Annotated in this window: 17 protein-coding genes; 12 read left to right on the top strand and 5 right to left on the bottom strand. The window is 63.8% G+C overall.

Annotated elements, in window-relative coordinates; genetic code table 11:
• Positions 1-127: 127 nt before the first annotated feature.
• The 9 genes from ACUCCZ_RS10760 to ACUCCZ_RS10720 all read left to right on the top strand — a co-directional run bounded on the left by ACUCCZ_RS10760 (position 128) and on the right by ACUCCZ_RS10720 (position 8519).
• Entirely contained in the window at positions 128-601 is a 474-nt protein-coding gene (locus tag ACUCCZ_RS10760) for an SAF domain-containing protein (protein ID WP_462981576.1), read from the top strand.
• A complete protein-coding gene (locus tag ACUCCZ_RS10755) occupies positions 601-1419 on the top strand; it encodes a hypothetical protein (protein WP_435918304.1) in 819 nt (272 codons plus the stop codon). Before ACUCCZ_RS10760 ends, ACUCCZ_RS10755 begins: the two co-directional genes overlap by 1 nt.
• A 284-nt stretch (positions 1420-1703) precedes the next feature.
• Entirely contained in the window at positions 1704-2900 is a 1197-nt protein-coding gene (locus tag ACUCCZ_RS10750) for a CpaF family protein (protein WP_435918305.1), read from the top strand.
• Positions 2891-3766, top strand: coding sequence for a type II secretion system F family protein (locus ACUCCZ_RS10745; RefSeq protein ID WP_435918187.1), 876 nt, complete (start codon positions 2891-2893; stop codon positions 3764-3766). Before ACUCCZ_RS10750 ends, ACUCCZ_RS10745 begins: the two co-directional genes overlap by 10 nt.
• Positions 3759-4661 carry a type II secretion system F family protein gene (locus ACUCCZ_RS10740; protein WP_435918188.1) on the top strand — a complete coding sequence of 301 codons (903 nt, stop codon included), beginning with the start codon at positions 3759-3761 and terminating at the stop codon, positions 4659-4661. Before ACUCCZ_RS10745 ends, ACUCCZ_RS10740 begins: the two co-directional genes overlap by 8 nt.
• A 69-nt stretch (positions 4662-4730) precedes the next feature.
• Positions 4731-4943: a hypothetical protein gene (locus tag ACUCCZ_RS10735; RefSeq protein ID WP_435918306.1), complete on the top strand. Its 213-nt coding sequence runs from the start codon at positions 4731-4733 to the stop codon at positions 4941-4943.
• Positions 4944-5008: 65 nt separating this feature from the next.
• Positions 5009-5317 (top strand): TadE/TadG family type IV pilus assembly protein, encoded by a 309-nt coding sequence (locus ACUCCZ_RS10730; RefSeq protein WP_435918189.1) that lies wholly within the window; start codon positions 5009-5011, stop codon positions 5315-5317.
• Entirely contained in the window at positions 5314-5751 is a 438-nt protein-coding gene (locus tag ACUCCZ_RS10725) for a TadE/TadG family type IV pilus assembly protein (protein ID WP_435918190.1), read from the top strand. Before ACUCCZ_RS10730 ends, ACUCCZ_RS10725 begins: the two co-directional genes overlap by 4 nt.
• On the top strand, positions 5748-8519 hold the full coding sequence (locus ACUCCZ_RS10720; RefSeq protein WP_435918191.1) for a LysM peptidoglycan-binding domain-containing protein: 2772 nt from the start codon (positions 5748-5750) through the stop codon (positions 8517-8519). The genes ACUCCZ_RS10725 and ACUCCZ_RS10720 overlap by 4 nt, the downstream gene beginning before the upstream one ends.
• Positions 8520-8521: 2 nt before the next feature.
• Here the strand turns inward: ACUCCZ_RS10720 and ACUCCZ_RS10715 are convergent, their stop codons facing one another.
• Positions 8522-9865, bottom strand: a complete 1344-nt coding sequence (locus ACUCCZ_RS10715; protein ID WP_435918192.1) for an MFS transporter — start codon at positions 9863-9865, stop codon at positions 8522-8524.
• 345 nt (positions 9866-10210) lie between these two features.
• Here ACUCCZ_RS10715 and ACUCCZ_RS10710 point away from each other — a divergent pair, with 345 nt between their 5' ends.
• The 3 genes from ACUCCZ_RS10710 to ACUCCZ_RS10700 all read left to right on the top strand — a co-directional run bounded on the left by ACUCCZ_RS10710 (position 10211) and on the right by ACUCCZ_RS10700 (position 14041).
• Positions 10211-11647 carry an APC family permease gene (locus ACUCCZ_RS10710; RefSeq protein ID WP_435918193.1) on the top strand — a complete coding sequence of 479 codons (1437 nt, stop codon included), beginning with the start codon at positions 10211-10213 and terminating at the stop codon, positions 11645-11647.
• Positions 11648-11691: 44 nt separating this feature from the next.
• Positions 11692-13401: a formate--tetrahydrofolate ligase gene (locus tag ACUCCZ_RS10705; RefSeq protein WP_435918194.1), complete on the top strand. Its 1710-nt coding sequence runs from the start codon at positions 11692-11694 to the stop codon at positions 13399-13401.
• A gap of 229 nt (positions 13402-13630) precedes the next feature.
• The gene (locus ACUCCZ_RS10700) at positions 13631-14041 is read left to right on the top strand and encodes a hypothetical protein (RefSeq protein WP_435918307.1); all 411 of its coding nucleotides are present in this window, start codon (positions 13631-13633) and stop codon (positions 14039-14041) included.
• Positions 14042-14078: 37 nt separating this feature from the next.
• Here the strand turns inward: ACUCCZ_RS10700 and ACUCCZ_RS10695 are convergent, their stop codons facing one another.
• From ACUCCZ_RS10695 to ACUCCZ_RS10680, 4 genes are all read right to left on the bottom strand, one after another.
• Positions 14079-14600, bottom strand: coding sequence for a hypothetical protein (locus ACUCCZ_RS10695; protein ID WP_435918195.1), 522 nt, complete (start codon positions 14598-14600; stop codon positions 14079-14081).
• Between the two features lie 24 nt (positions 14601-14624).
• On the bottom strand, positions 14625-15296 hold the full coding sequence (locus tag ACUCCZ_RS10690; protein ID WP_435918308.1) for a hypothetical protein: 672 nt from the start codon (positions 15294-15296) through the stop codon (positions 14625-14627).
• A gap of 224 nt (positions 15297-15520) precedes the next feature.
• Complete coding sequence (locus tag ACUCCZ_RS10685) at positions 15521-18001, bottom strand: ABC transporter permease (protein WP_435918196.1); 2481 nt, start codon at positions 17999-18001, stop codon at positions 15521-15523.
• The gene (locus ACUCCZ_RS10680; RefSeq protein ID WP_435918197.1) at positions 18001-19068 is read right to left on the bottom strand and encodes an ABC transporter ATP-binding protein; all 1068 of its coding nucleotides are present in this window, start codon (positions 19066-19068) and stop codon (positions 18001-18003) included. Before ACUCCZ_RS10680 ends, ACUCCZ_RS10685 begins: the two co-directional genes overlap by 1 nt.
• Positions 19069-19176 lie beyond the last annotated feature (108 nt).

Here is a 19176-nt window from a genome sequence, read left to right as displayed (position 1 = left end):
GACGCCGGCACCTCGGCTTCGTCGCTCGCCCCGTCTCATCGCCATCGGGGTACTCTGCGCCTGCCTGGGCGGCCTGGGCGGAGCATTCGCCTGGCACAGTGCAGCCCATACAGATCAGGTTCTCGTCATGACGCGAGCAGTGGGGCAGGGCGAGATCGTCCGCAATACGGATATCGGTCTGACATCTGTGGCCGTCGATCGGGCGGTGACGACCATCCCGGCATCTCAGCTCGACGAGATTGTTGGCCATCATGCTCTCGTCGATCTTTCTGCCGGCCAACTGCTCGGCTCCCACTCGGTCGGCGAGCTTCGGGTGGCATCGGGGCGCGCTCGGGTTGGTCTCAAGCTCGCTGCTGGACGTCTACCCACCGTCTCCCTTCCCGCCGGAGCTCAGGTGATCTTGGTGGAAACCAGCTCTGACAAGGAGCCCGAGACCGTCTTACAGCTCTCGAAATTTGACGCCGTCGTCGTGGCAGCCCCGAAAGGTACCAGCGATCACGGGGGCTGGCTGGTCGACGTCGAGGTGGATTCCGGCAGTGCGGCCCGGCTCGCTGACCTGGCCTCACTGGACCGCATCGCCCTGGTTGAGAGGGGACGATGATGGCGATCCTGCTTCTCACCAGCTCTGGAGGAGCCCCTGGTCTGACGACGACCGCCCTGGGTCTGGCATTGAGCTGGCCACGCGACGTCATTCTCATTGACGCTGACCCGTGCCCAGGCCACGCCATCGAATCAGGATTCCTGGCAGGACGTGTCTCGCCGCGCCCTGGGCTGATCGGATTGGCCGCTGCTTGTCGTGACGGTGCCGATCCGGTCCAGGCCATGTGGGAGGAAAGCATCCCGCTTCCCCACGATGACGAGAATAGGATGGTCGGGCTCATCAGCGGTTACGGGCATCTTGGGCAGGCGTCTCTCATGGGTGCTGCCTGGCCAGGTCTTGTCAGCGCCATGACCGATCTCGGTCAGGCCGGGGTCGACGTTATTGTCGACGGTGGTCGAATCGGTCCACAAGCCTTGTCCGAGAGCCTCATTTCTCGCTCCTCACTCATCGGAATCGTGACGGGATCGCGTCTGCGACAGCTTGCCGGGCTGTCCATGCGATCGAAGGAGATTGAGGCGATCTCCTCAACCACCACCGCAACGGTGGGACTTGCTGTCGTGGGCTCTGGGCATCCGTACAGCTCGCACGAGATCGGACATCAATTTGGCCTGCCGGTGTTGGGAGAGGTGGCTCGGGATCCTCAGGCTGCGGCTGTCCTGTCCGATGGCGACCCGGCGGGGAAGAGGTGGAGTCGTGGACGGTACGCCTCGAGTCTGCGGGCCCTCGCCGAGACGATGGAACTCAAACTTCGTCGCTCCAACGAGACCATCAACGGGCCACAGCCCATGACCTCGTTGGCCGTGGGGGCGGCGTCATGACGATTGATGAGACCTCTTCGGCGGTATGCCGGTACGCCGATGACACCCCGGTAGCCACCATCGAGAGCCGGGAAGACCTTGCTGGTCTGTTGTCACGGATGTCGCCGTCCGTGACGCCTTCTCCAGCAACGGCTCCTCGCCCCACGCCAAGACGACTCGAGACGACTGACGTTGACTGGCGCACAGTTGTCGTCCTGCGTCGCACGGCGTCGGAGCGCATCTCCTCGGAACGAGCATCGCATCGTGAGCGCAACGGAATCGATCTCAGCGGCGATGACGTGAGGATGCTCGGTCGGTCGATTGTGCGCCAGGTGGTCGAATCCCACGCCGAGAAGCTCACAGTCGAAGGCCAGGCGTTGTGGAGTACGCGCACCAAGGAGGCCTATATCAACGCCGTCATGGACGCGATCTTCGGGTTCGGGCGGCTGCAGCCCCTCTTTCAGATCACTGATGCCGAGAACATTGAGATCAACGGCTGTGATCGGGTCTTCATCCAGTACGGAGACGGACGACGTGAATCGGGCCCACCGGTCGCCGACAGCGATGACGAACTCGTGGAGGCGATCCGCTTCCTGGGAGAGTCCGCCAACCCGCCGCGGCCCTTTGACGACGCCCATCCGACGATGACGGTGGCTCTCGGCTCGGAATATCGTCTGCACGCCATCGGGTTCGGGCTGTCCTACCGGCCCTCGGTCGTCATCCGTCACCACACCCTGACGAGGGTGACGATCGATGACCTCGTCGCCACCGGAATGATGCCCAACCACGTCGGAATGTTGTTGCGCGCGGCCGTGCTGGCCCGACGATCCATCGTCATTGCGGGAGACCAGGGAGCTGGCAAGACGACCCTGTTGCGTGCCCTTGTCGACACGATCCCGCCCACTGAGCGGTTCGGAACCCTCGAAACCGACTATGAGTTGCTGACCCACCTCAACCCGGATCGCGACAACATGGTCGCCCTACAGGCCACCGTCGGGCTCGGGGAGAAGGTGGATGGTCGCTCCCTCGGTGAATTCACGGTTGCTGATCTCATCCCGGAGGCGCTACGTCAGAATCTGTCACGCCTCGTCGTCGGCGAGGTTCGCGGTGTCGAGGCAGCCGCCATGTTCGAGGCGATGCAGGCTGGGGCCGGAACCATGAGCACCACCCACTCCCATTCCGCGACCTCGACCATGGATCGTTTGGCTGGACGAGTCGCCATGGGCGGGGTCATGACGATCGAAGAGGCGTACCGCCAGATCGCCCACAACATCACCTTCCTCGTCCACGTCACCTTGGTCGACGACACCTGGCGAGGAGGAACCCGGAGTCGTCACGTCACGGAAATACGGCAATTGACCGGTGCGTTGGAGAACGGTCGTCCCATCACTCATCTCACCTACGCCGCACCGACTCCCACGAGTCCTGGGCTCTTCCACCCCGACCCGGCCCTCGTTGCTGAACTCGCCCACTACGAGCCCGAGGTGACGAGATGGGCATGAGTACACCAGTCGCCGCGTTGCTGGGGGTTCTGCTGGTCGGAGGACTGACTCTGGTCGTCATCGGGGCAGCCCCAATCCATCAGTTGTCCACAGGTCAATCCACAAGCCTGTGGACAACGGTGGACAAGTGGTTTTCCCGATTGCCCCGCCGCAGCCGCGTCCACGGACTCACTGGTCTGGGGATCGGCGCCCTCGGGTACCTGGTGACGGGCTGGGCGGTGTTGATCGTCATCGTGCCGGTTCTGGCTGTCGTCGTCCCTGCCTTGTTGGTCGACCCGCCACGGCATGACCTCGATGTCATGCGCGCCTTGGAACGGTGGGTGCGTCTGGTCAGCGGTTCCGCGTCGACGGGCAAGTCTGTCATCGACGCCATCCGAGCGACGCGTCGTCAGGCCCCGGAAGTGCTTGTGGAACCGCTCACTCGCATGGTGGCGCGGCTGGATTCGCGATGGGACACCCGAACTGCCCTCCAAGGCCTTGCTGACGACCTCGACAGCGCGGACGCCGACCAGGTCATTGGCGCGATCATGATGGCAGCCGAGCGAGGGGGAACGGGAGCCACCACCACCCTTGATGCGCTGGCCGCATCCCTCCAGGAACGGATTCGTGCAGCTCGAGAAATCCGGGCTGAGCGAGCCAAGCCACGAGTCGTCGTCCGCCAGGTCAGCGTCATCATCGCCGTCGTGCTGGCTGGCGCATTCGTCCTGGGACGGGAATATGTGGCTCCTTATCGCACTGGTGTCGGCCAGCTGCTGCTGTGCTGCTACGCCGGGTTGTACCTCGTCGGACTCATCGCCCTGTCGCGACGCAGCAGGCCTCGACGGCGCGCCCGGATCCTGCTGAGACGGGAGGCCGACCATGACTGAATCCACCCAGGTCCTTGCCGCGATCTGTGGAGCACTGCTGGCATCCGCTCCCATCGTCGTCATGGCGGGAAGACGTGGTGCTCCTCTGAGGCTGTCTGACGCTCTGGCAGGGTTGTCCGCGCCTATCCGGCAGGACGCCGTCGCCGGTCCAGCCTCCGAGGATGGACGGCTGGAGAGATGGGGAGCACGCGCTGCGGCACGGTGGCCACGTCTCATCAGTGAGAAGTCTCGTCGAACCCTCGCGCTGCAGGGCCGGACTCCCGGTGACTTGGTCGCCGAGAAGGCTGTCATGGCGGTGGGCGGAATGACGATGCCCGTCCTCGCCCGAGTCGTGACAGCGATATGGGGTGACGCCCTCCCGGTGACTCCTGTCGGACTGGCGGTTGTGCTTGCCATTCTTGGATGGTTCATTCCTGACACCCGGATCAGGTCACGCTCCAGAGCGGTCCGCCAGGATGCTGCCGAAGCGGTACTGGTCTACATTGACCTCGTCACATTGGCGAGGCTGGCAAATCAGTCGGCACCTCGAGCCCTCGTCGAGGCTGCACAGATGAGTGATCACCCGGTCCTGGCCCGGATCCGCACCACGCTGGAGCGTTCCCGATTGGAACAACAGTCGCCCTGGGCTGGCCTGGAGACTCTGTCCGAGGAACTGGGGCTCCCGGAGCTGGCTGAGCTCGTTGAGGTACTTCGGCTCGACGATCAAGGGGCCTCGCTGGCCGAAACTCTGCGAGCACGCGTCAATGACATGAGGGACGCCCATCTCAACCGGGAGAAGGTCGAGGCCCAGACGACCTCCGAATCCTTGACGATCTGGATGGTCATCCCAGTTCTCGTCCTGGGCCTGGTGCTCATCACTCCACCGCTTCTGATCATGGCTGGGGTGGCGTCATGACCACGCCCTGCACCCTCAACACCCTGCCCCACAACAGGGTTCGTGACGTCACCGGAGAGACCGGTGCGAATGACCAAGGAGGTCGCCATGAAACATGTCAATACCGTCGCGTCCGTCGTCCTGCCGATGATGGCCGGCATCCCGCCGGTCGTCGAGAAGCACGACGAGAGGGGACTCAGCCAATCAACCGAGAACGCCATTCTCTTGGTGGGTGCTGTGTCCATCGCAACGGTGGTGGTAACCGTGATCAAGGGATATGTGACCTCGAACCTGCCGAAGTGAGGTCGAGACAGGCGGACCGACGAACCCGGGAGCGCGGGGTTTCCGAATCCCTTCAATGGTCGCTGGTGTGGCCTGTGGTCCTGCTCGTGGTGGTCGGGGTCGTGCAGACCTCGGTCGTGCTGCAGGCTCGGGCCACAGCCACCGAGGCAGCCCGGGCAGCAGTCCGGGTGCAAGCCTTGCGTGGCTCCCATGGTGGTGATGCCGAAGCTGCTGCTCGTGACGTGGCCCAGGCCTCCAAATTGGCCGATGTCAGGGTACGGGTGTCAACCACTGACTCCTTGGTACGTGTTGACGTCGAGGGCAAGGCAGCGACGCTGTTCGGAGCTGTCGTCCCTGTCAATGGCCACGCCGTCGCCGTCGAGGAGGGGACATGATTCGACATGCTCAGTGTCGGGGACATCAGCGCGGTGCACTTGCCGTCGAGGCTGCGCTCATTCTTCCCAGCCTTCTCATGATCGCCGCAGTGGCGACAGGGGGTTGGCGGCTGTCCGAGGTGCGAGCCGATGCCCAGTCGGCTGCCGAGGTAGCCGCACGCGCTGGATCGGTCGCCTCGACGGTCGGCGAAGGTCATGCGGTGGGCCAGCGAGTCGCCATGGTAGAGCTCGCCGGTACGAGGTGCAGCGACCCTGCCATCACCATCGATTCATCGGCCTTGGCCGTGCCAGTGGGGTCCACGGGACTCATCTCGGCCCGGGTGAGGTGCACCGTCAGGCTCGCTGACCTTCTCGTCCCAGGAATGCCGGGAGCCCTCCACGTCGAGTCGAGGGCACATTCCACCGTCGACAGCCATCGGGAGCGACACGCATGAAGAACACATCCCTCCGCGCCAGAGTGCGCGGTCTTGCGGCCTTCGTGGCCCTCGTCATCCTGGTCCTCGGTTCCCCGGCCGCCCTGGTGGCATGGGGACGCCTTGACGCCACCACCATGCTGCGTCCGTCAAGCTGGATCACCCCTGACGACGGGACGATCCTGCTGGTGATTGCGACCGTCGTCGGTTGGCTGGCATGGGTGGTCTTCACGGTCTGTGTGGTTGCGGAGGTTGTTGGGTTGGTGACCAGTCAGCGTCGCCACATCAAGCTTCCGGGACTGGGCACAGTTCAGGGCATCGCCGCCGGACTGCTCGTGGCGAGTCTGACAGTCCTGTCCCCTCTGACACGCTCGGCTGTTCCGCCCACTCCGGTGCCGATCGTGGCGACGGCTGCCGCGGCGCCGCAGCCTGTAGATGCGGTGCAGGCGAGGGCTGAGGGTGAGTCCGCCCCTGACGAGGAGGTCATGACTGTCACCATCGGTGCCCATGAAGACCTGTGGACGATAGCCGAAACCTGGTACGGGGACGGCACCTCGTGGCGACGTATCGCAGCCGCCAATCCCGGGATCGACGTCGACCACCTGGCCGTCGGTCAGGAACTCGCTCTTCCCGGGGTCACCATGACCGTCCCCAGCGGTCATACTGGCGCTGGCCGTCCTCTCGATGCTGACGAGCTCGATCGGCTCACCCCGTCAGCTGGAGACCATGGCGTCCGAACGATCACTGTCCAGGAGGGGGACACCCTCAGCGAGCTCGCACGGACCTGGCTCGGTGATGCCGCAGCCTGGCCGACTCTGTGGCATCTCAATGGGGAAGTCATCACAGATCCCGACCACATCGAGCCGGGCTGGAAACTTGTGGTGCCGGGCCCGCAGCCTCAGCAGGCCACGACGACGTCAGCGCCCGACATGGACGAAGCTGCCATCGTAGAGCCGCAGAAAACCTTCCCCGACCACGACGGCGAGACACCCGATGCAGAGATGCCCCAGAGCGCACTGCCGCCGGATGCGCCTGCAACAGATGCCCCATCTGCTCAACCCGAGACAAAGATGGTCTCCGCCGGGGTCGGCCAGGACCCTGCCGAGATCCTCCGTACCGGGCTGGCGGGCCTGAGCCTGTTCTTGGCCGGAGGGGTCGCCGGGACGGTCACTGCCCGCCGTCAACAGCAGCTCTTCACCCGCCCGATGGGACGGCGGATTCCCACCGTGTCAGGACCACCGCGTCGCGCCAGGAGAATACTTGACGCCGCGGCAGATCAGGTGGATGACGCACCAGTGCGGGGCAGCGACGCCATGGCCACCGAGCCCGTGTGCGCCGACACGCTGACTCCCACGACCGTCGTGCTGGGAACCACTGACCCGCACACCCCGGTCCTGATCGATCTTGCCGACATCGACGGTCTCCTGGGGATTGACGCCACCGCCGAGTTGGCCTCCGCGATGGTGGCATCGATCGGCCTGTCCCTGGTCGCGGCGCCGTGGTCCGGCGGAATCGACATCGTCGCCGTCGGTGACGACCTCGCGTGGTTGTCACGGACCGGCAGTGACGATGTGCAATGTGCTGGCGCCGATGAAGTCGTCAGGGGGCTGGCAGGCCTGCCTGACCGGTCCAGCGGTCATCACCCATCGATCAGCAGGGTCGTGTTGTCCTCTCGGCCACTCGACCTTCCTACCTCGTCGTCTGTGGTCGAGGCGGGAATCGTCGTCGTCATGCCGAGTGCATGTGGTCGGACGGTCGTCGTCACCGACCCCGACCATGCCGAGCTGGACGGTCAGGCTTTCACACCCCAGATCGTCACCGCACCGATGCGCCGTGCCGTCGTCGAGCTGCTCGAGACCACCGCTCGAACTGATACCGAGCCTGCCCCCTGGTGGGGGCCACGGCGAGGGGAGGGGACGTCCAGTCCTCCGCCGATGGTTGCCGAGACCTGCGTTGTACTACCGCCCAGTGATGCCCATACGACCGTCGAGGAGGAACACGTGCTCACGCCCACTGCACTGAGCGATGTCGCCCAGTTGCCCGTACCCGTCGGCGAAGTGCCCTCTCCCGTCCTGCGCCTCCTTGGCCCGGTCGACCTCGTAGGAGCTCGCGGAAATCCGCCGACCAAGGCCCGTCGGCAGTGTCTCGAGTATTGTGCCTGGTTGCTGTGCCATCCGGGCGCACGGTCGGTGCAGATGGCTGACGCCCTCATGGTCGCCGAGCCGACCCGACGCTCCAATGTCTCCCGACTGCGGCGATGGCTGGGCACCGACGATGACGGTAGGGCCTATCTGCCCGAAGGGTATGACGGTTCCCTGCGTCTGGCAGATGTCGTCAGTAGCGACTGGGAACGGCTTGAACTGCTTGTTGCAGGAGGGGTCTCGACCGCTCCGCTGGCCAACCTCCTCTCGGCCCTGGATCTCGTTCGTGGGGCTCCGTTGGCTGACGCCGCTCCCGGGCAGTGGCACTGGGCCGAGGAATGGCGCATCGACATGATTCAGATGATCCGTGACATCGGGGTGGAGGTGGCTCGTAGAGCCACGGAGACTCGCGACTTCGAGCTGGCATCTCGAGCCTTGGCACGTGCCACCGTCGCCTGCCCTGAGGACGAGGTGCTGTTGGTGGCGCGCATCAAACTCGCTGACGAACTCGACGACCGTGGCGAGGTTGAACGGTTGGTCTACGTGCTGTCGCGCCAGGCTCGTCGCCTTGGCGTCGATTTGTCGGAGGAGACGATCTCAGTCCTGCAGGAAGCGATGGAAGGCCACGTTCGAGCCCGGGTGGTGTGAGTTCAGTCCTGAGAACTGCCCGTGGGAAGACCTCCCATGGCGCTGCCCTTGTCGAAGACATCGTCACCGTGCGCGCGGGTGGCCAGGGTGAAGACTCCGGCCACCATCAGGTACGCCAGTGCCAGACCAATCATGTGCGGTCCCGACAGTCCGTGCACCGGCAGCACGAGCGCCGCCAGGGCCGAGCCACCCACGAACAACGCGTTGTAGACCATGTCGTAGGCGATGAAGACCCGGCCCTTGTAACCATCAGAGATGTGGGCCTGGCAGATGGTGTCGACCCCGGCCTTGAGGGACTGGGCAAACAAGCCGATGAGAAAGCCGGCGACCAGCAGACCCCAGCGGTTCGGGACGGCTCCCGGGAACGCCTGAATGACGGCGGTGCCGACCAACAGGCTGATGAGGGCCTTCCTCATGCCCAGCCTGTGCACCAGCATCGGCATGAATCCGGCCGACAGCACGAAGCCGGCACCCATGGCCACCGCCCAGATCGTCATGTCAGCCATGGCGCCGTTGATGTCGGACTGCACGTGGAAGCGGTTGCGGTAACCCAGGATCATTGCCACCGAGTACACGCCGAACAGTGCGCGCTGGGCGCCGATGAGAGTGAGGGAATGACCCACCAGGGGCGCCCTTCCCAGATACCGGAAGCCGTCAACGACCTCCCCGGCAACAGCACGCATCGTCCGGGAGCGGTGCACCAGTGGTGGCCCGAGCTCTCGGCGCGAGAACTGCAGCCCGAGTGCCACTGACATCGCGAAGAGGACCGCCGAGATGCAGAAGATGATCGTGTCGGCGTGGTGAACCGGCATGTAGCGTCCGGCAATCATGCGAACGGCAGCAGCGACGACGGCACCGATCATGAGTCCCAGAGGACCAATCGTCGGCATGATCGAGGACGCCGTCAGGTAGTCGCGTTTGTCAATGGTGTACTCCAGCCCCGCCACCAACGCCGTGAGAAGGAAGCGGTTGAGGCTCATCGCGATGAGCAACCCGATGAGCAAGACCAGATGAGAAGGTCGGTCACGTGCACCGTCCCAGACCAAGATCCCCAGCCCAATCGCGATGAGGCAGCGCAGGCCGTCGGTGTAGACGAGGATTCGCTGACGTGACCAACGGTCGAGAACGACAGAGATGAAGGGCCCGATGATGCTGAACGGCAACAAGGTGATGGCCAGCACCATCGCGATCGACCACGCGTCAGGCTGCTGCTCGGGAGAAAGCAGCACGTAGGAGGCCATCCCTACCTGCAGGGTGCCATCGGCCGCCTGTGTGGCTACGCGGACTCCGAGGATCTTTCGGAAGTCGTGGCGTCGCCACAGGTGGCACAGGTTCTGCCAGAACACATGGTCTCCTTCAGGGCCGGCCTGCCTCGATACTAGAGGGTCGTGGGAAGGAGATGCTGAACGGATCCGTCGCTGTGTGCGCGAGCATGACTGGTGTGGGACAGCCGAAAGGGGCCCAAGAACGTCGCTGCATGAGGAGTTCACCGAAGACAGGGTGTGGACCTGGGAAGGTCAGCCAGATTCCAACCACTCGTATCGGTCGGTGTTGGATCGACGCCGTGTTCACCGCATGCGCAACCGCCCCACGGATGCCTCTGTCGTTCTGTCTGCAACAATGTCGTTCACGTATCCTAATTGATGCCGTGCAATGCAATGCGGTGTTGGGCTGACAATGAAGGAGATACCGTGGCTGAACTCAAGAAGGGCCTAGGATTCTTCCAGCTCCTCGCGCTCGGGGTAGCCGGATTGATCGGCTCGAGTTGGATTTACACAAACTCGAAATTCTTTGACAGGTATGGCGCTGGCGGCATGATTTTCGGCATGCTCCTCGGAGGTTTGCTTGCAGCTTGTATGGCTCTGGCTTACAGCGAGTTGACAACGCTGTTTCCTCGAGCTGGAGGCGAGGTCGTCTACTGTTACGTCGGCCTCGGGAGAGGGGCATCCTTTGTCACGGGTTGGCTCCTCATCGGCGCTTATCTTTCGTCCACCGCCTTTTACGTGACGGCTTTCGGATATCTCTTGGAAAAGATTTGGCCGAATTTGGGATCCGTGCCGCTGTATTCAGTGAATGGGGAATCAGTCGACTTGACTGTGTTGATGATCGGCGTCGTCCTGACTCTCATCATCGCGGCGATGAACTGGTTCGGAGTGAGCCTTTCCGGTCAGATCCAGACCATCCTGTTCGTGGCCATGGTCGTCATCGGACTGGTGCTGGTCGTCACGGCACTGGTCTTCGGAAGCCCGAGCAACTTCATCCCGCCCTACCGTGCCGATGCCGACGCTGTCGGTGACACCCTCCGCTTCGTCGTGCCCGGTATGACCTACATGGCGGGCTTCGGGCTGGTGGCAGCGCTGGCCGAGGACGCCGACATCCCCGCCCGCAGGATCGGTCGCATCACCGTCCTCACCGTTCTGACGGCCACCCTGTTCTACTGCTTGGTGCTGGCCTCTTCGGCCTGGATCGTTCCTTGGCAGGACGTCGCCAAGATGAACCTTGGCACCATTGACGCCTACACCGTTGCCGGATTCCCGATCCTCGGTTGGGGAGCCTGGGTCATTGCCATTTGCGGCCTGCTGACGAGCTTCCTCGGCCTGTTCATGGCGGTCTCCCGCATCGTCGTCGCGATGGCAAGGGCCAGGCTCCTTCCGGAGGGCCTCGCCGCCGTCGACGAGAGGAGCGGGGTCCCGCGCAGGGCCATCCTGCTCACCACAGTCATGACCTTGCTGCTGGGAGCCCTCGGCCCGGGCGCCATGCTGTGGTTCCTCGACACCGGCGGCATATACCTCGGACTGGTGTGGATCATTGTCGTCATCACCTTGTCCGCCCTGCCGAAGAAGTACCCCCACCTGCGTTCCAGCTACCATGCCGGATGGTTGCCCTGGGTGGGAGCTGTCGGCGCCCTCGTCACGGTCGTCATGGCGATCTGGCCGGGAACGAACAGCTCACTGGTGTGGCCGGGTGAGTACCTGGTCCTGCTCGTCTGGGCCGTCATCGGTGTCATCCTGTGGCAGCTGGCCAGGCCCATGAGCGAGGACGAAGCCCTCGGCAACTTGCTCGGTTCCTACGCTGATGACCTCAATGAAAACCTGGGTAATGTGGAAGAGACCACGGTCAAGAGCTGACGACGCCTGTTCTCAAAGGTGTGCAAAGGGCCTGACAACACGCCATGATGGGAGACATGACAATGAAGTCGGATCTGGAAATTGCTCGTGAGGCCCACCTTGACCCCATTGAAAAGGTGGCGGCTCGGGCCGGCATTGAGGAAAAGTACCTCGAGCCCTACGGGCGTGACGTCGCCAAGGTTGATCTCGATGTCATCGAGCACAACAGAGACCGTTCGCGTGGCAAATACGTCGTCGTCACGGCCATCACCCCCACACCCCTTGGTGAAGGCAAGACGACCACAGCCGTCGGTCTGGCGCAGGGCTTGGAGAAGATCGGAAAGCGTAGCGTGCTCGCTCTACGCCAACCCTCCATGGGCCCGACCTTCGGCATCAAGGGTGGTGCCGCCGGGGCTGGGTATTCCCAAGTGCTGCCGATGGAAAAACTTAACCTGCACCTGACCGGTGACTTTCATGCCATCGGCGCGGCCCACAACCTGCTGGCCGCCATGATCGACAACCATCTGCACCACGGCAACGAGCTCGACATCGAGCCTCACTCCATCTCATGGCGTCGCGTCGTCGACATCAACGATCGGGCCCTGCGCAACACCATCGTCGGCCTCGGGTCACGGATTGACGGAGTCCCCCGTCAGAGCGGATTCGACATCACCGCTGCCAGCGAGGTGGGCGTCATCCTGGCACTGGCCACGTCGTTGTCGGACTTGCGCGCTCGGCTGGGCCGTATCGTCATCGGGTACAACCGTTCCAAGGAGCCGGTTACCGCCGAGGACCTGCATGCCGCAGGATCGATGGCTGTCATCCTCAAGGACGCCATCAAGCCGAACCTGTTGCAGACCACCGAGAACAGCCCGGTACTCGTCCATGCAGGCCCTTTCGGCAACATTGCCACGGGCAACTCGTCGGTCATCGCCGACCGCGTCGGCATCGGTTGCGGCGACTACCTGCTGACGGAGGCCGGATTCGGCGCCGACATGGGTGCCGAACGATTCTTCAACGTCAAGTGTCGCGTGGGCGGCATGCGTCCCGACGCCGCCGTACTCGTCGTCACCGTGCGTGCGCTCAAGACCCACGCCGGTCGCCACCAGGTCGTTCCGGGAAAGCCGCTGCCCCCGGCCATGCTCGAGGACAATCCTGATGACGTCCTGGCCGGTGCCGCCAACCTACGCAAGCACATTGAGATCGTCCGCGACTTCGGTGTCTCCCCGGTGGTGGCTCTCAATGTCTTTCCGAGTGACCATCCCGACGAGATCGATGCCATCCGCAAAGTGGCAGAGGTTGCCGGTGCTCACTTCGCCGCCTCGACCCATGTCATCGACGGTGGCGACGGTGCCGTCGATCTGGCGCGCGCGGTCGTCGCGGCGTGCGACCAGAACACCGATTTCCGCTACACCTACGACCTCAAGGACTCCCTGGTCGACAAGCTCACCAAGGTGGCCACCAAGGTCTACGGGGCTGACGGAGTCGACGCCGCCCCGGCTGCTGCCAAGGAGCTCGCTCACCTCGAGGATCTTGGCTACGGCAATTTCCCGGTCGTCATCGCCAAGACTCATTTGTCCTTGTCCCACGACCCCTGCCTCAAGGGAGCCCCGACCGGGTGGCGGCTGCCCGTCCGCGAGGTGAGGGCCGCCGTGGGCGCCGGGTACATCTACGCGATCTGTGGTGACATGCGGACCATGCCGGGCCTGGGTCGTCACCCAGCCGCCGAGCGCATCGACATCGACGACAACGGCGAGACCGTCGGACTGTTCTGATCGATCTTGATCATCGGGGCTGCCGACGAACTCCGCGGCCCCGACCTTTGTCCCCTCGTGCCGACAAAGACGACGTCCCTCGGCGAACAGGACCGCCGGTCATCGGACATGGCTCCCATTGATGGTGCGGTGTGTGTCCCAGCCGTCAGGACATGGCGATGACATCAGACCACCGCTCGGTCATTCGCGTGTCGCGTTCACGCCGCCCAAGGTCTGCGCCAACTCCGAGGTGCCGTACCCTCAATCTGTGAGCAGCAAACGCGCCGAGGACGCCCGACTTCGCATCGAACTCGAGGAGGGGGCTCGCCGACAGGAGGCTGCCCAGGCTCAACGGCTCATTGACGACTTCCTCGCCGCCGCTCGGGCCAAGGGCATGACACCCGAGCCGCTGCGCGCCCAACTCATGGATGGCCATGAGGCGCGCACGGACAAACGAGGCTGGTACCTCAACGCCAAGCACTCCCTGGCCATCGGCGAGAACGGTGAGTACTACCAGCTCGTCGTCCCGGGTGGCCTCATGGAGCAGATGCGTGGGGTCACGCTGGAGCCTTCCTTACCGCCAATGCACATTGGTCGTGGCGGACGTGACGGTGAGACGGGCGATCTCAAGGAGTTTCTGGGCTGGCTGCTGGCCGATTGAGCCACTCTGGTGGGCGAGAGGCCGTCGCTGCTGACGATCACTCCGTGACGGTGGCTGGCGTCCGTCGGTGTGACGTGATGCGACGGCGACGTTGAGGCTTGAGGTGATCACGCCAGAACCAGGCTGCCATGAGGGCAGCGCAGGCCAAGAACCCCCACGGGACGAGACGCAGACCGAGGATGGTGCGGTCGCGCACGGTGACGATGGTGTCCTCAGGGCGCCCTGGGGCGGCCTGGACAACCAGATCGACCTGCTGTCCGACCTGGTACTTCTTGACGTCGCGATACGGATTCGACGGCACGGTGTCGGTGACACCCTCATAGGTGTATGTGATGGTGGCGACGTTGCCGCCTTCGGTGTGCATGAGGTACCTGGTGGCTCCGGTATTGACGGGGTCGTGCAGGTACACGGCTGTGACGGTTCCCCGGATGATCTGACCGTTGCGAATGAAATCGTCGCTGCGTTCGGCCAGCACCAAGTACAGGCATCCCACCGTGGCCAGGTAGATGACCCCCAGCAGGGCCATGACACGCTTGAACTTCGTCACGGCGAACAGCATACGTCGCAGGTATGACAACCCCATTCATGACGCGGCGAGCAGCTCGTCACGACGCTCCCTCATGGCTCGACTCGCCCGCGAGCATCGGGCACGTACTGCCTCTGGACTCGTTCCGTGGCGTCGTGCTGCGGATGCGGAATCCAGGGCGTCCACCCATACGCTGCGCAGCACGGGCGCACTGGTTGAGGTGATGATTCCCAATTCCTCGGCGGCGGTGAGCAGTTTCGAGGCAACCTCACCGGGGTTGTCCGGCATCTCAGGCGTACTGATCTCCATGATCTCGACCGGCGTTTCCTTGTTCGCCCCACGTCGCCCCGACGAGAGGACGTGCAGACAGTCCAGGGCCAGATTCGTGCACACCTTGCGGTTGCGCGGCAGCGGGAAATTGACGATGACCAGCCATGCCTGACCGACATAATCGTCCAGACATGCCCGCCGATCCCTGCGCGCCATGATGACGAGGGCTGGCAGGATCGCCTGGATCAGTGCCATCCCGGCGAACTCGGATGTCTGGCCCGCACCACTGCGAGCAGCGATGAGGGCCCGGATGGCAGCCGTGTCGTCGTCACGCAGTGTCCGAGGAAGGTCGGCGGGCGTACACCCGGTGCAGAAGAGGTTGGCCCGCCATTCGGCGCGGGGGTGAGCGCACATCTCGGCCCAGTGGGAGTTCAGACGGCTGTCGATCATGGTTGTCATAGCAGCACCTCTCGGGATCGGGGATGAACCCAAGTCCACCGAGAGGACGTTGCCCCTGGTGTTGTCTGCCGGGATCAGGATGTTGCCCATGCGGAGCTCAGTGTTGTCCGTCTTCACGTGAGTGTTGTCCGGTGCCATGACGACAAGACTCTTCCATCAAGACGACCGGCCGTGCCCCGAAGGACACGGCCGGTCGTCATCACGCAGATCGGGCGGTGAAAGACTCACTCGTCGGCCAGCGTCTCAGTGGGGGCAGCCATGGCAGCGCGTCGCCCCGGGAGGACCGATGCCAGGCAGGCCGCCACCAAGCAGATTGCGATGAGACCGAGGGTCCAGGGCCAGTCGATCGAGAAATGCACCGGAACCGTGTCCGAAGCCACCCGGAATATCGACCGGATGCCCAGCCAGGCGAAGTAGAACCCCGCCACCATTCCGACGACGACACCGACCATGCCGACCTGGATCGACTCGTAGAGCAGCATCAGCCGTAGCCCGCGCCGCTGCATGCCCATGGCTCGCAGCAGTGCCGACTCGCGCCGTCGCTCCAGTACCGACAGGCTCAAGGTGTTGGCCACACCGATGAGGGCGATGAGCACGGCAACACCCAGCAGAGCCGTCATGACGATGAGCAGGGCCTTGAGGACCAGCTCGATGATGCCGCCGATGAGGGCGCCACCACCAACCTCCGTGTGCTGCGAATCGGTGCCCGCCGACGTCGAGGAGACCATCACCGTCAGCACCGAGGACAGATCGCTCCGGTCCTCGAGATGGACCCAGGCAGCCTGGTCGCCCACGGAGGGAACGATCTGCCTCATGTCCTCCTCGGTGAGAAGGACGTCGGAATAGGGGAGTCCGTTGACCTTCTTGACCTTGAGAGACGTTTTTCCCCTGGGCGACGAGAAATCCATCGTCTTCGCAGGATTGCCCATTGACGTCACCAGCGCGACCCCAGGCTCCATCTCCTTGGCAATCGAGGGCGCGACCTTGGCGATCTTGTCCTTGTCGGCAGAAACGATGTGGGTTTGAGGAGACATGTCAGTCTCGACGAACCCACCCTTGAGGATGACGGATTCCTTGACGTTCTGCAGGTTCTGCACCGCCTTGGTGGCCGACGAATCGAGGGTTCCCGCCTTGGGCTCGCCGGTGCTCGGGTCATTGCTGGGAAGGTTCGTGAAGGTGATGTCGATCGGGTAGTGATCGTCGATCTGATCCATGACCGTCGTGCGGGTCGTGGAGATGCCGACCTGCAGGGTCACCGACAGCCCGATAGCCAGCATGAGGGATACCGCCGTCAACGAGGTACGAGTCGGGTTACGGGTGGCGTTGGAGGTCGAGAGCCGAGCCGTCGGCCCCAGCGGGCGCAACAGGAGTCCGAACCCCTTGATGAGCCACGGCACGTACAACGGTGTGGCGATGAGGAGGGCCAGCGACAGGCACATGGCCGACACGATGGCCCAACCGACGATGGCGCTGCCGTGGCCGGTGATCGCCACCACGGAGGTGGTGACTCCGATCACTGCGAGCAGGGAACAGGTGATTATCCGTGCCAGACCGACCCGGCGCTTCTGCTCCACCGTCGGAACTGGGCGCAGCGCCTCCAGAGGTGCCACGCGAGTGGCCCGCAGCGCCGGCAGGAAGGCGGCCAGAACCGTGATGACGATGCCAATGAAGAACTCAATGACGATGTCCATCCACGGCCATTCCAACCCGAAGGCCAGGGCGCCCGTGTAGGCAGCGCCAGCGACCGTCAGCAGGATTCCGAGCACGATGCCCAGGGCCGATCCGATGGCACCCAGCAGGATTGCCTCGCCGAGAACCCGCTTCTTCACCTGGCCACTCGACGCTCCGACAGCCCGCATGAGGCCGATCTGACGGCGTCGCTGGGCCAACAGGATGAGGAAGGTCGTCGTGATGATGATCGCAGCCACCAGCAGAGCAATGGCCCCGAAGACCATGAGCAGGTACTTGGTGACCTCGACTCCCTGAGCCAGATCAGTGACGGTCTTCTTCTGATGATCGGGCGCGGTCTCGATCGTCGATCCGTACTTCTCGCCGGTGTTGAACTTGGGGGCACCCTTGATGGTGGGCAGGGTCTTCTCAAGGTTGGTGACGAGCTGGTCGGGAGTCGTCCCGTCCTCGGTCTTGACGACCCAGGTGTGAGGGAATTCGTCGACGTCCTCAGTGCTGTAGGCCGGAGCGGTCTGCAGGGCGTTCGCATCGTCGGTGATTCCCACCACCTTGATGCTGTTCCCGGCGATGTCGATGGTGTCCCCGACACTGACGTTCAGGTTCTCGGCTGCTGCCTTGGACAGCGCGATCTGACCGGGCCCTGATGGCCAGTTGCCCGAGGTCACCGAGGACCAGCGGAACGGTTCGACCGGCGTCTTGTGGACGTCGATCATCGTGGAGTCCTGGCCATGGGAAGCGGCCATGGTGGTCGACTGGACGACGTCGACGGTCTGGACGCCGGGAGTGTCGCGAATTCCCTGAGTGATGTCCTCGGGGCTGGCCTCGAAATCGGCGTTGTAGACGACGACGTCAGCCTTCGAGGTGGCAACCGCCTGTTCCTTTCCCAGGGCCATTCCCTGGGTTCGTACGAACATCGAGATGCCGACGAGAAACCCGACGGACACCGCAATGGCGATGAGGGTTGCGGCCATCCTGCCTGGATGCTGACGCAGCTCTCTGAGAGCCTCGGTGAACATCAGCCCTCCAACCCGGCCATGGCCTCGTTCACCGCTTCGGCGGTGGGGGAGGCGATGTCGTCGACGATGCGACCGTCCAGCAACATGAGGGCGCGATCGGCATAGGAAGCGGCCTTGGCGTCATGGGTGACCATGATGATCGTCTGCCCCAGGTCGTCGACGCAGTGGCGCAGGTAGCTCAACAGGTTCGCTCCCGACTTGGAGTCCAGAGCACCGGTGGGCTCGTCGGCGAAGACGACGTGGGGCTTGGTGATCATGGCTCGGGCACAAGCAACACGCTGCTGCTGGCCACCCGACAACTCCGAGGGACGGTGCTTGAGGCGATCAGCGATCCCCAGGCCGGTGATGAGCTGATCCCACAGGGCCTTGTCCGGCTTGCGTCCGGCCAGGTCGAGAGGGAGCAAGATGTTCTCCTCGGCGGTGAGCATCGGCAACAGGTTGAATGACTGGAAGATGAAGCCGACATTGTCGCGACGCAGCGTCGTCAGCTTGGGATCAGGAAGGCCCGAGATCTCCTGGCCAGCCAGGAACACTCGACCGGAGGTGATCCGGTCCAGGCCAGCGAGGCAATGCATGAGAGTCGACTTGCCGGATCCGGATGGGCCCATGATCGCGGTGAAAGTGCCGCGGGTGAAGCGAACACTGATGGAGTCCAGGGCAGTGACCCGGGTCGCTCCTTCTCCGAAGACCTTGGTGAGGTCGATACCGGCGGCGGCGTCCGTCTCGAAGGGAGTGTTCAACAGCCCAGGAGCCAGACCATCAGAACGGACCGTACCGCTCGAGCTGAAAGGCTGGGCAGGCCCAGCCTTTGTCGGGAAGGGCTCGGCGGCGCGAGCCGATTGGGGATCAGGCGATTGTGACCGTCCCCACGGCTGACCCGGCTGTCGGTCCTGCTCATCGCTGGGCTGGGGCGAGGGCTTGGCCCACTCCGATGGGGCACCGTGCTCAGACGGGGCACCGTGTCGCGGTGACTCGAAGGATTCTGGCTCGCTCGAGGCCGCGTCGCTCGGCTGCCAGGGCTCTTCAGATTCATAAGGTCGGATGTGGTCGCTCATGATGCCTTTCATGGTTCCCGAGGAGGCATCGACGGGTGGACGACGCCCCTCACGCCTGAAGTGACGTGAAAAATGATGTGGATACTAGATGCATCCAATATCGAATATATGTGTGTGGTC

It is taken from the genome of Cutibacterium nasicola, from assembly GCF_052654715.2.
The sequence above is the reverse complement of the archived record's forward strand: the minus strand, read 5'-3'. Positions and strand labels throughout refer to the sequence as shown.

Excerpts from the sequence above, each read along its gene's own strand:
- ACUCCZ_RS10760 (WP_462981576.1), top strand. The coding sequence starts at position 128 with ATGACGCGAGCAGTGGGGCAGGGCGAGATCGTCCGCAATACGGATATC.
- ACUCCZ_RS10755 (WP_435918304.1), top strand. The coding sequence starts at position 601 with ATGGCGATCCTGCTTCTCACCAGCTCTGGAGGAGCCCCTGGTCTGACG.
- ACUCCZ_RS10750 (WP_435918305.1), top strand. The coding sequence starts at position 1,704 with ATGCTCGGTCGGTCGATTGTGCGCCAGGTGGTCGAATCCCACGCCGAG.
- ACUCCZ_RS10745 (WP_435918187.1), top strand. The coding sequence starts at position 2,891 with ATGGGCATGAGTACACCAGTCGCCGCGTTGCTGGGGGTTCTGCTGGTC.
- ACUCCZ_RS10740 (WP_435918188.1), top strand. The coding sequence starts at position 3,759 with ATGACTGAATCCACCCAGGTCCTTGCCGCGATCTGTGGAGCACTGCTG.
- ACUCCZ_RS10735 (WP_435918306.1), top strand. The coding sequence starts at position 4,731 with ATGACCAAGGAGGTCGCCATGAAACATGTCAATACCGTCGCGTCCGTC.
- ACUCCZ_RS10725 (WP_435918190.1), top strand. The coding sequence starts at position 5,314 with ATGATTCGACATGCTCAGTGTCGGGGACATCAGCGCGGTGCACTTGCC.
- ACUCCZ_RS10720 (WP_435918191.1), top strand. The coding sequence starts at position 5,748 with ATGAAGAACACATCCCTCCGCGCCAGAGTGCGCGGTCTTGCGGCCTTC.
- ACUCCZ_RS10705 (WP_435918194.1), top strand. The coding sequence starts at position 11,692 with ATGATGGGAGACATGACAATGAAGTCGGATCTGGAAATTGCTCGTGAG.
- ACUCCZ_RS10695 (WP_435918195.1), bottom strand. The coding sequence starts at position 14,600 with ATGCTGTTCGCCGTGACGAAGTTCAAGCGTGTCATGGCCCTGCTGGGG.
- ACUCCZ_RS10690 (WP_435918308.1), bottom strand. The coding sequence starts at position 15,296 with ATGACAACCATGATCGACAGCCGTCTGAACTCCCACTGGGCCGAGATG.
- ACUCCZ_RS10685 (WP_435918196.1), bottom strand. The coding sequence starts at position 18,001 with ATGTTCACCGAGGCTCTCAGAGAGCTGCGTCAGCATCCAGGCAGGATG.
- ACUCCZ_RS10680 (WP_435918197.1), bottom strand. The coding sequence starts at position 19,068 with ATGAAAGGCATCATGAGCGACCACATCCGACCTTATGAATCTGAAGAG.